At 55.8% G+C, this 11323-nt stretch carries 12 protein-coding genes; 1 reads left to right on the top strand and 11 read right to left on the bottom strand.

The window, feature by feature from the left end:
• Both BUC26_RS08080 and BUC26_RS08075 read right to left on the bottom strand, forming a co-directional pair.
• Positions 1 to 276, bottom strand: a 276-nt coding sequence (locus BUC26_RS08080; protein ID WP_143165953.1) for a hypothetical protein, incomplete at its 3' end; no start/stop codon positions are given.
• Positions 242 to 658, bottom strand: coding sequence for an MCP four helix bundle domain-containing protein (locus tag BUC26_RS08075; RefSeq protein WP_084540540.1), 417 nt, complete (start codon positions 656 to 658; stop codon positions 242 to 244). The genes BUC26_RS08080 and BUC26_RS08075, both read right to left, overlap by 35 nt.
• Positions 659 to 1198: 540 nt before the next feature.
• Between BUC26_RS08075 and BUC26_RS22925 the strand changes: the two genes are divergently transcribed.
• Positions 1199 to 1828, top strand: a complete 630-nt coding sequence (locus tag BUC26_RS22925) for a hypothetical protein (RefSeq protein ID WP_143165952.1) — start codon at positions 1199 to 1201, stop codon at positions 1826 to 1828.
• A 65-nt stretch (positions 1829 to 1893) separates the two neighbouring features.
• On the opposite strand, the gene BUC26_RS08070 is transcribed toward BUC26_RS22925, so the two are convergent.
• The 9 genes from BUC26_RS08070 to BUC26_RS08030 form a co-directional block, all read right to left on the bottom strand.
• Positions 1894 to 2340 carry a flavodoxin domain-containing protein gene (locus BUC26_RS08070; protein WP_073375013.1) on the bottom strand — a complete coding sequence of 149 codons (447 nt, stop codon included), beginning with the start codon at positions 2338 to 2340 and terminating at the stop codon, positions 1894 to 1896.
• A 34-nt stretch (positions 2341 to 2374) separates the two neighbouring features.
• Positions 2375 to 3724, bottom strand: a complete 1350-nt coding sequence (locus BUC26_RS08065; RefSeq protein WP_073375011.1) for an NAD(P)H-dependent oxidoreductase — start codon at positions 3722 to 3724, stop codon at positions 2375 to 2377.
• Between the two features lie 82 nt (positions 3725 to 3806).
• Positions 3807 to 4238, bottom strand: a complete 432-nt coding sequence (locus tag BUC26_RS08060; protein WP_084540539.1) for a ParB N-terminal domain-containing protein — start codon at positions 4236 to 4238, stop codon at positions 3807 to 3809.
• A 156-nt stretch (positions 4239 to 4394) separates the two neighbouring features.
• Positions 4395 to 5597 (bottom strand): hypothetical protein, encoded by a 1203-nt coding sequence (locus BUC26_RS08055; RefSeq protein WP_279626275.1) that lies wholly within the window; start codon positions 5595 to 5597, stop codon positions 4395 to 4397.
• Between the two features lie 463 nt (positions 5598 to 6060).
• Entirely contained in the window at positions 6061 to 6357 is a 297-nt protein-coding gene (locus BUC26_RS08050; protein WP_073375007.1) for a hypothetical protein, read from the bottom strand.
• Positions 6358 to 6476: 119 nt separating this feature from the next.
• Positions 6477 to 7325, bottom strand: a complete 849-nt coding sequence (locus BUC26_RS08045; RefSeq protein ID WP_073375006.1) for an AAA family ATPase — start codon at positions 7323 to 7325, stop codon at positions 6477 to 6479.
• Positions 7326 to 7355: 30 nt separating this feature from the next.
• Entirely contained in the window at positions 7356 to 8606 is a 1251-nt protein-coding gene (locus tag BUC26_RS08040; protein ID WP_073375005.1) for an MFS transporter, read from the bottom strand.
• On the bottom strand, positions 8600 to 9382 hold the full coding sequence (locus BUC26_RS08035; protein WP_161949823.1) for an SIR2 family NAD-dependent protein deacylase: 783 nt from the start codon (positions 9380 to 9382) through the stop codon (positions 8600 to 8602). Before BUC26_RS08035 ends, BUC26_RS08040 begins: the two co-directional genes overlap by 7 nt.
• A gap of 211 nt (positions 9383 to 9593) precedes the next feature.
• Positions 9594 to 11282, bottom strand: a complete 1689-nt coding sequence (locus tag BUC26_RS08030; protein WP_073375003.1) for a methyl-accepting chemotaxis protein — start codon at positions 11280 to 11282, stop codon at positions 9594 to 9596.
• Between the last annotated feature and the right edge of the window lie 41 nt (positions 11283 to 11323).

Here is an 11323-nt window from a genome sequence, read left to right as displayed (position 1 = left end):
GACAGCAGAAGGAAGCTGCCGAGCAGGAGAAAATCGAAATAAATTCAGAATATTGAGGGGCAAAATCGGCCTTTCTATATTTGGAACATCCGTTTGAATATCCTGACTCTGTTCGACAAATTCCCGATAACCGGCAGTTGTCCGCGGCTGAACCAGCGACGTAAAGAAGTGATGCTGCTCACGCAATCCGGCATCAGCAATCACGCGTCGTTGCCGGGTATCGAGAAACTTCAGGGCCAGCTCATTCTGGCGGGCCAAATTGCTGCGGAGCAGCATCGACCATCGAACTCATCTCCTGAAACGAGGCCTCGTCCAGGCCAAGCGAGTTGAGATCTGCGAGGAGCTTGTCCATATCGCCAATGCCCGATTCCATCGTCTGCAGCAATTGATGGTAACGACCGGTATCTTCAATAACCGGCAACTCTTTTGACACTGCGGCGAATAAAACGATGGTCCGTCCGAGCCCCTGAGCATCGGCGACAATGGGGAGGGTTCTGGTCATGATCTGCCTTGTCTGACGCTCGCTGAGCTGCGTCAGGACCATGCCGATCAACGCGGATACGGCGGCAAGAAGAGCCACCGCCGAAAAGGAAAAAATGAGACGGCTGCGGACACTGCCGTCAAACAACGCTTGCTTGGCCAATCTTGATATGGCCACCTAATGAGTTCGCGGAAAACATCACCGAGGCAAAGGACACTCATTTTCAGCAATTCACTTACAACACGAGGACATACGTTCAAAGTTACAGAACACATTGCTTACCTCTATGCGTTCGAAAGGCAGCCAGCTTTTCTCTCTGCTTCAACTTCTGGGTTGAAAGATCTGCTTGTCTCATAAACACAAGTCGAGCCCTATCGTTTTCTGATCCGTCGTCTTGTTCTGGAACCCTCGACAAGTAAGGCATCACGCAAAAAGCTTAAAAACCATTCCAACACAGACGATGACGTGATTTATAACGATTCATTGATGTTTATACATACGTCGAAAGAAACCCTTAAAAGTAGTTATCCGGCACGAATCAAGGCTCGACTTGATCAACAATTGTGTTATAATGCAACCCGTTTTCTTTTAGACAGTCAACAACCTATCTTTGCAGTAATAAAATGACATTCGCCAACAAGGTTGGTGACGCCTAAGGGTAAATCCGAGGCTAAGTCGTCGACGCCAGAAACAGAAGTGTGATTGGAGGGTATACCTGTGCACATCTTTCGAATATTCATTGCTCTCTCTCTCGCGAGCCTCTTGCTAACCTCTTGTGACCTCTTTGAAGATGACGACGACGATGGAGGGACAAGTGCAGGGAGCGGCACGGTCGAACAATCAACCAGCAAAACCGCTGATACTACCGATACTGCATCCACAGACAGCGTTACGACGACATCGCAGACAACGTCTTCACAAATTTCTCTCAACGCTTTCCAGAGTTTTTCCTGCACCAGCAATTGGTCAAATCGTGACGGGGCCCTCGGCTTGACCGCTCACACGGGAAGCGGTACTTGCTTTACAACTTTTCCAGGAAAATCAGGAAGTTATCAAATAACCTTGATAGCTCAAACCGAGTTTGACGGGCGCTCTCCTTATCAAATCTCTATCAATGACCAAGTCGTCAGCGCCGGCTCATACCCTCTCTCCAGCTCGCTCTATTGCGATTGCCCTCTGGATCAATGGTATATCGTCTGTCCTGACAGAAATGTCACTATTGATGCCGGAATTCATGCCATCAAAACTGGTGACAAGATCAGCTTTTGGGGAGATCAAGTCTATCCATGTGGCGATCACGGCTCCTATGCAAAGTGGCACGGGATGACCTTTACACCGGCCAACTGAACCACCGTACACACCGGCGCACACAGTTTTTCGAATAACGAAAAACCAACTCTAAGATCCGAGACTCAGCTATTGACCATCTCGCCGACCGCCCGGCCATATTGCTGACAGGCCTTCAGACCTTCATCGATACCGATTTTAGCTTCCTCAAGATTCAACGGCCCGAGGGTAGTCATGTCCATCTTGAAGACGTGCTGCATGGTATCGTAAATCATCGGAGCCGCTTCACCGCTGTGGGTATGCGAACCAAATGCGCCGCCGATCTTGCCCACCAGATTTGCTCGTTCGACAAGAAACAGGAATTGCTTCATGTTACTCGTCATATCCTTGTGATAGGTCGGGCAGCCAAAGATGTAGCCGTCATAGCCGATGATTTCCGCATCGCTGGCGATTTTTGATACACTGGACATCTCTACCGCACAACCGGACATCCGCACGCCCTCGGCAATGTATTGGGCCATTTTTTCAGTTTTTCCGGTTCGGCTGAAATAGACGATCAGAATCTTTTTCATGTTCCCTCCTCAGGGTGAAATCAGTTAGCTGTCCTCATCCGGTCATGCTGCGTTCCATCTGACGCCGTACGGCATACGCCGTACTGCTGTGGTCGATTTCCACGTGATCATAGGTGACCACGTCACCCTTGGCAACCGGCGCCGTTACCCGAGCCCGGCCGCTCAAGCCAAGCGGCAACGCCCTGCTGTTCAGGCTGTCTTGTGCCTGCAGCAGTCTGCCGAAAACGGTATAACCACCCTCCCCGTCCAGGATATCTCCGGGTTGCAGATCTTTCTTGGCACAGGCGGCGACATCGGCAACGAACTCCCGGCTGCACCCGGTAGGTTCGCCGCGCAAGGCGATACTGGCAACACTGATGCCGAGTTCGAGGCCGATAAAATGATAGGGCCGATAGAGGGCGGCATAAATGCCGCTGCTATCCGTTTTCATCCCGTATTCCTGAAAACAGCGGGCCACGTACGGGGTGGGAGCGCGAAATACCACGTAGACACCCCAGCGCAGGTCGGCAGCAACAGGGGTTCCATCACGCCATTCGCTGGCAATGACCTCCACGGTTCCATCCTGTTCAAGGATACCGCCGTCTGACACCGGTTTCAGCACCTCGGCCAGATCATTGATATCCACCGATGGAAACTGTAGGCCGGCGCGCTGCGGCACGAGCCCCGAACCGTTGGCGACAGCACACATTTCGATCGCCGATTTGCTGCCGTCGAGAAAGGAGTTGAACATCTGGCCATTGTAATCGCCGCTGGCCACCTGCTCTTCAGAGAAGCCGTAGTATCCCCAGACCGTCTCCGGTGTCGAATAGTGATATTCTGGCTGGTAGCGAGTCCCTTTGCCGGCGCAGACCACCTCGAAACCGACGGTGCGGGCCCAGTCGAGTTGTTCGGCAATCAGGGCCGGCTGATCCCCGTAGGCCATACTGTAGACGACCCCTTGCTGCCGTGCCAGCCGTGCCAGTTCCGGACCAAGCAGGCAATCAGCCTCGACATTGACCATCACCATGTGTTTGCCCGACTTGATAGCCCGGAGCGCGTGGGTGGTACCAGCCTCGGGATTGCCGGTGATCTCCATGATGATCTGGCAGTCGGCATCGATCAGGGCAGACGCATCATCGGTCAGGGCAATTCGGCCACGCCGTGCGGCATCGCTGATTGCCCCTGACGAGTCGGCGGTTGCTGTCTGTGACGAGTCCCAGCCGGTTTTTACCAAAGCCTGCAAGGCCTTGCGGGGATCGAGGTCGGCAATACCGACGATCTGCATGCCCGGTGTCAAGCGCGCCTGGGACAGGAACATGGAACTGAACTTACCGGCCCCGATCACCCCTACCCTAATCGGATTATTCTCTGCCGCCCGCTTCTGCAGCATTGCATAAAAATTCATCAAGCCCCTCCCGACCTTGGTCTTTTATCAAAAAACGGAGCCGCGTCACAACAGCTGGCGGCGGCCGCCACCACTTGCCGATTCAGGCTGAACGGCGTTTTTCGTCAGTTCCGGCAGTCCCTCCGAACAAACGGCGCAGCCAGTTCCAAAATCGTTCCCACCACCCTTTCTTCCTGTTCTTCTCAATGATTTGCTGACGACGCCGCTCGGTCTCCAGAATCTCCTGCGGACTAAAATCCTTACGAAAGAAATTCTCGGCAATCTCGACATCAAGCATGCCGAGTTCGTCACCGCCGAATTCAATGACCCTGACATCCACCTCCTGCCAGCCGAGATTTCTGCAGGCACAGAGGCGCCGATAGCCGGCGACCAGATTGTCTCGCTCGTCAATCAGAAGCGGATTGATCAGACCGACGGCGGCGATCGACTCCTGCAACGGTTCAAGGTTGCCGATATCCTTGCGAACCCTGACCTTCTCGTCCACCTGAATGCGCTCAATCGGTATCTTCATCATCTCTCCTGTGCTGTCGGAGTATCCGGACCATGCATGCGGACCGGCAGCTCTCCGGATCACGATAAAAGCTTCGTGACACTCTAGTACATCGCCCGATACCCGGCAAGCGCTATCGCGGGACCCGAGGGGAGAATGGCGTCCCGAAGCTGGTCCCGCTCACCCCGACATCAGATGCCAAACTGCCTCTTCCAACCCTTCTAGAAATAACTCAAACATTGGAAAAATCTGGCGAATCATACCGATACTGCGTGTCACCGGCCAGCGATTTGCGGCAACGGGGTTGATCCAGGCATGGGAACGAAACGTCCGGGCCAGCATGTGGAGCTGCTCAATACTCGGTTTCCCGCTTCTCTCAAACGCATAGATCGACCCATCCGGCACCAGCAGCTCATACGGGGCCATGCTAGCATCGCCGACAATGATCAGCCGCGTCTGCGGGTCCTGCTCGCCAAGCCGGTCGATGGGCACCGGCCGACGGTGACGCCCCGGATCCTGCCAGAGCAGATCGTAGATTGTGTTATGGAAATAGTAGATGGAAAGCTCCTTGAATTGCGATCGGGAATAGGCAAACAACACCTGCACCAGATCGACATACGGGTCCATCGACCAGCCGCCGTTGTCGATCAGCAGCATCACCTTCAGCCGATCGACAATGCTGCGCTCGAAGACGATTTCGATCTCGCCGCCGTTTTTCATGGTCTGACTGATACTTTCATCCACGTTCAACCGGTCGCGAGCCCCCCGCGGTACCATGTATCGGAGCTTCTTCAAGGCTTCGCCGACCTCGCCCGCCCCCAGCGGACGATCCCGGGAATAATCGCGGTAGCGACGTTCGGCGGCAACCTGGACCGCCGAGCGTCCTCTCGATTCGCCGCCGACTCGCATGCCTCCCGGGTGAAATCCGGAATGGCCGACGGGTGAAGTGCCGCCAGTGCCGATCCATTTTGAGCCGCCGTCATGTCGGCCATCCTGTTCCCGCAATCGCTGACGGAAGTATTCGAGCAGTTCATCGATGGAGCGGTCCCGCAACACCCGCTCGTCCACACCGAGCTGCGCGGCCGCCTTCTTCGGGTCGCGCAGCCATTCTTCGAGCATGGCATGGGCCCAGAATGATTCAGCACTCGGATCCGTCTCAGGCAGGTCGGTACCGTCAAAGAGGTGGCTGAAAACCTGGTCGTAGCGATCAAAAAATCGCTCACTCTTGATCAGGATAGCCCGGGCCGCCACATATAGATCATCGAGCGACTGCACCAGCCCTGCCGCCATCGCCCGCTGCAGCCGCAAAAAAGAGGTCGGACTGACCGGCACGTCATGGGCACGCAGCAGACTAAACAATACGACAAACATCCAACCGCTCACGGTTATTCAGCTATGGAGAAACCCGCCCATCAAGATAGGAGGGCGGCATACTATACCCTCGCATCCTTGCTTCATCTCTTTCCCCCCGAGGCACTGAAGCACCGGGCATTCGCGACGTTTTTCCGACGGCACAGGTGCGATCCGACCGCCCCTGCGCGCCATCCAATAGAGAGGACACACACCACTGCCGATTCGTATACCATGTCATCGGTCGGCAGGATATACTGACCGCACTGGACGCGTGACTGAGACAGCATTTTTCCAAACCCGACAAAAACCATTGAAGACGCCGGACACTGGGTACATAGCGAACAGCCCGATCGGTTTCTCGATATAAAGTGCGGAATTTCTGATCTCCGGCCAGATGCCGGCAGAAACATACCCTGTGTCATGATCATACGCGCTGACCAACCGGCCAAGAATCAGACGCAGCGGCAACGATGCTCCCCTGCCTTGTGCATGATCACAGCATAAACGGGGTACTCTCGTCAAATGCTGTCAGATTACGGTCGATCGAGTCGAAGATCTTGAGGATCTGGTCTTTTACGGCAAGGGTGTTCTGGACAGTCTCTCGGTTACTCACTTCATGGAGTTCGGCCTGTGCCGACATAACGGAATCTTTCATTTTCTGCAGCGACTGGTGCGCCTCTTCCCGGCTGCCTGAAGCCGCTTGCCCGACCCGTTCCTCAATCTTGCGGATCGTGTCCTGCCAATGAGCAATCTTGTTGTCAATCAGTTCCTGATAGGTAGTTGACGGCATGGCTATCCCTCCTTCTTCACAGAATTGAGTGGTCGCATTCCGACTTTTTCAGGCTTCCTCTATTCTACCAACCTCATTGATGGAGGAAAAGGGGAAGTCCCCTTTTCCATCTCCTTTTTCTAACTGCGAAACAACCGTCGCTTGCCCGGCACCGCCAGGGATTTCTGGTAATCGCCGCTTTTTTTGAACAATATGCCGAGGTAGGGGATTTCCCTGACCAATGCGTCGCCGCTATGAAAGTCCGGATCAGCCTGCAGGGCGCGGATCCAGTTAATCAGCTCCCGGGTCGCCGGTTTCTTTTCGACGTTTTCCAGAGAGCGAATCTCATAAAAAACCCGAATGGCCGCGGCGGCAAGCGCCTCACTGATATCGGGGAAGTGCGCGGCGATAATGCGGCGCATCATATCCGCATCGGGAAAGGCGATGTGATGAAAATTGCAGCGACCGAGAAAGGGGTCGGACAAGTCTTTCTTGGCGTTCGAGGTGATGATGATCACCGGCCGATGCTTGGCTCGAATCGTTTCATCAGTCTCAAGGATATCGAATTGCATCTGATCGAGAACATCGAGCATATCGTCCTGAAAATCGGTGTCGGCCTTGTCGATTTCATCGATCAGCAGAACACAGCGCTGGTCCGCGGTAAAGGCCTGGCCGATCTTGCCCATCCGGATATACTCTTTTATACTGCTGACATCTCTCCGGGAATCACCAAATCGGCTGTCGTTGAGTCGGGTCAGAGTATCATAATGATAGAGGGCCTCGATGAGCTTCATACTCGACTTGACATTGAGCACGATCAACCGCATGCCGAGCCGTTCGGCAATGGCGTGGGCCAGCATGGTCTTGCCGGTACCCGGTTCACCTTTGATCAACAGCGGCATCTCCAGCTTCCTCGAGATGGTGACGATCCGCGCCAGTTCTTCGTCAAGCACATACGTGATGGAGCCGTCAAATGTGTTATCCAGCATCATTACTCCTTGTTGATCACTCTCGTCTCATTACCGTTCAGTTTTTCGAACGTGGCGCCCGACGATCCGTTCGGCGCCGACATACCAGAGCAGGGCGAACAGCTGCAGCGTCGCCATCAGAGCGAAACCGGCCCGGTATCCTTCCGGAGCATAACCTCCATCCGGCCCGACCGGCCACCACTCGATAATAGTGCCGATCAGCCACTGCCCGAAGAAAGCAGTGGAAAAAACCAACAGATTGAGCGCCGTCGATACCCGGCCCGATAAATGCAGATCAAAGGCCTGAGATAATGCAGGATACGCGAGAATACCCGATGTACCAAAGAAGCCAAAGGCCAGCCACAGCGGCAGCGCCCAAGCCGTCGGAGCGATAAGCAGCAGGATCTGGATGACGAGAAACAGCCCCATGCCGATCGCCGCGAGCGACATCAACCTGCCGCCGCGACGGACATAGCGACCGGCTCCGCTGCCAAGAAAGATGAAGCCGCAGATCATCGCAATGGCTATTGCAAACAGCGAGACGGCCACCCCATCCCGATCCAGCCCGGCCACATCCCGAAACCACGGACCGGCCCAGAGCCCCTGAATTGCCAATAACGCCGTCTGGGACATGGTGGTCAGCGGGGCTGCACGCCAAAATGAATAACTCGAGAAGACCTGTTTTACCCCCTGCAACTGACGAGCCAGCGGTTCGACGGCTACCCCCTCGTTTCGTTCCGGCACCACGAGAAACACGATAACGGCAACCGCCACGGTCGCCCCGGCCAGGACCAGGAAGACGCCGCGCCAGTCGGTCAGCCCGAGCATCAGCTCCACCGGGTAGGTGGCGGCAAGCGCCCCCAGGCCGCCGCTGGCCATCTGAAAACCGTTGATCAACGGCCAGTACTGTCGATCAAACCAGATCGTATAGGCCTTGAAAGCTGCCATCAGGCAAGACGAAACACCGAAACCGATCAGCGCCCGGCCGACAATGAGCCCGATCAAACTTTCAGCCCGGGCGAACAGCAGTGCGCCGAGTCCGGCAAAAAGCAGCAGCAGCGCCTCGATGCGGCGAGGTCCGAAGCGGTCGAGCAAAACTCCGAGCGGCAGTTGAAACGAGGCAAAAGCGATGAAATAGGTTGCCGTCAGCAGACCAAGTGCCGAGGGTCCGATACCCAGGTCGACCGTGAGATCGGCGGCAATGACCGCATTGACGACACGATAGAGATAGGAGAGAAAATAGCCGGCGGCAAATGGCAAAAATACCCGCCCGAGGATCTGCGGCAACGACAGGTTCAGCATCGATCGATGGCCCGGCAAAGTGCGGGCAGGGTTTCAGCGGCGTCACCGGCGAAAAAATAATCGGTCATGATGTTTATCCCGCCGAAGCCGTGCTGGCCGAGAACCTGTTCCCGGTTGAACTCGAAAATTATCCCGCCGTTGCCCTTAACTGCCGGTACCAGCCCGGCCGCCGGATAGACCTGGGCCGAGGTGCCGGCAACGAGCAGCAGATCGCACTGGTCGATCAACTCCTCGATCTCGGCCAACGCCCTAACCGGTTCACCGAACAGCACGACGTTTGGCTTGAGCGGAAAGGTACATTGTGCACAGCACGGTACATCCTCGACGTCGAGCACGCCCTCGTCCATTGGGGCCAGCAACCCGCAACGCAGGCAGTGCAGGTGCTGATGCTCACCGTGCATCTCGTACACCGCCTGGCTCCCCGCCTGCTGATGGAGGCCATCGACATTCTGGGTAATCACGCCGTGCAGCAGCTGCCGTGCCTCCAACTCCGCCAAGGCCCGATGGGCTGCATTGAACCGCCTGCCAACCAGCACCCGGCCAAGCGCCCGATACAGCCGCCAGGCCTTGGCCGGATCGGCATAAAACACGTCGAGCGTGGCATATTCATCCGGTGAAAAATTGGTCCACAGACCACCGGGACTGCGAAAATCCGGGATACCGCTGGCGACAGAAACGCCGGCGCCGGTCAGCGCCAGCGGCAGCCGGGCCGACTGCAGCGCCCGGGCCGCGGCCTGCAAACCACTGCCGGTCTCTTCACCAGTGATGACAATCACTGCGCCTCCTCTTTTAAACAATGCCGCTCATGAGCGGCAGCTACTGCCCCGCTGGTCGATTCTCCACCGAACACCATGCCCATTGCTCGCCTGTTACCACACTCATAGTTGCCGGTTGCCGGGCGATATGCAACTTCTTTTTCTGCGCTCAGCCGCGAGACAGGCGCCAGCTGGGATTACCATACTGGTCGGCCTGACCCGACGCAGGTCGTCAGACCTTGAAGGCACCGACGATCTCATTGAGTTCGGAAGAACGGTCGAGCAGGGCCTTGGCGTTGTCTTTCACCTCGTTGCTGCTGCCGGAAATATTCTGAGCGGCCGAAGAGACTTCGGTGATGTCTTGAGAGATGACCGAGGACATGGTCGAACTCTGGTTGACATTCTCGTTGACCTCCTGGATCCCCTGACTCGCTTGGGCGATATTTTCGGCAATCTCTCTAGTGGTGGCCGTCTGTTCTTCGACCGCCGTGGCGATGGTGCCGACAATTTCGTTGACTCCGCTGATTACTTCGGAGATACGATTAATTTCTCCTCCGGTCGACCTGGTGGTCGTTTGCACGTCATCGATCAAGGTCTTGATGTCAAGCGTTGCTTCCGCCGTCTGCTTGGCCAATTCCTTGATCTCGTTGGCGACAACGGCAAATCCTTTGCCCGCCTCACCGGCCCGGGCCGCCTCGATGGTGGCATTGAGGGCGAGCAGATTGGTCTGTTCGGATATCTCGGTGATGGTCTCCGTCACCTTGCCGATCTTATTGGCCGCTTCGCCGAGTTCAACCATCTTTTCCGAGGCATTTTGCGCCTGCTGGACTGCTTCCGTGGAAACTCCACGCGCCTTTTCGGCATTCTCGGCGATCTCGTTGATCGTTGAACTCATTTCTTCGGCGGCCGTCGCCACCATATTGGTGTTGGTCGCCGACTGTTCCATGGCCGCCGCCACGTTGCTCAAATTGGTACTCATCTCTTCGGCGGCGGAAGCAACGCTGACGGCACGCTGGGATGTCTGCTCGGCATGTTCGAGCAGGCTTTCGGAAATGCGCGACAAGAGTTGCGAACTCGATCCGACACTGGTGGAGTTGTCGGCAATTTTTCTGATAATATCCTGTAGCCTTTCAATAAACGTGTTGAACCAGCGGGCCAGTTCGCCGACCTCGTCGTTTGTCTCGCAGGGGAGTCGCTTGGTCAGATCGCCCTCTCCCTGGGCGATGTCCTTCAGGCTGACAACAGCGGCGTTGATCGGATTGACAATCGCCCGGCTCACCGCCCAAACGAGGCCGAGTCCGGCGACGATACCGACCACGATGCTGCCAATCAACAGCATCATCGCGGTGTTATAGGTTGATTCAGCGGCATCGCTTGCCGCCTGGGCGCTGGCCAGATTCATTTCGGTCAACTTGTCCATTTGATCACGCATCGCTTCAAATTTGCTGCTCGTTTCCCCAAGGGTCAGGGTCAGCGCGCGTTGCCGCGATTCTTCGGAATTTCGAGCCACCTCCTGGAGAACCTGGCGCGATGAAGTCTGCCATTGTTGGCGAGCCTGATCATGGATATCGACAATCGCCTTCTCGTCGGCGGACGTGGACAAGGCCTTGAAATTTTCCCAGCGCTCGAGGGATTGGTCGAAATTTGTCTGATAGTCGTCAAGCAGCTGTTTCGCCACGTCCGAGCCGGGTTCGGCAAAGATCAACGAACGTTCGGCGACGAGGAGTTGCTGCAGATCTCGATCGGCCTCGATCAAGTAGTCGATACTCGGCAACCGGACACTGTAGATATCGATGAGATTTGCCTGGATGCTCTGCATGCTCCGAATGGAAAACAGACCGATCACCGCCATGATGACCAGCAAGATGAAGCACACAAAAAAGATCTTGGTCCTGATACGCACGTTGTTCAAAAAGTTCATAAGAAACTCCCCTTCAATCTGGCACTATCGCCATCAACCTC

The sequence above is a fragment of the Desulfofustis glycolicus DSM 9705 genome (genome assembly GCF_900130015.1).
Classification (GTDB): domain Bacteria; phylum Desulfobacterota; class Desulfobulbia; order Desulfobulbales; family Desulfocapsaceae; genus Desulfofustis; species Desulfofustis glycolicus.
This window is presented reverse-complemented; position numbering and strand designations above follow the sequence as displayed.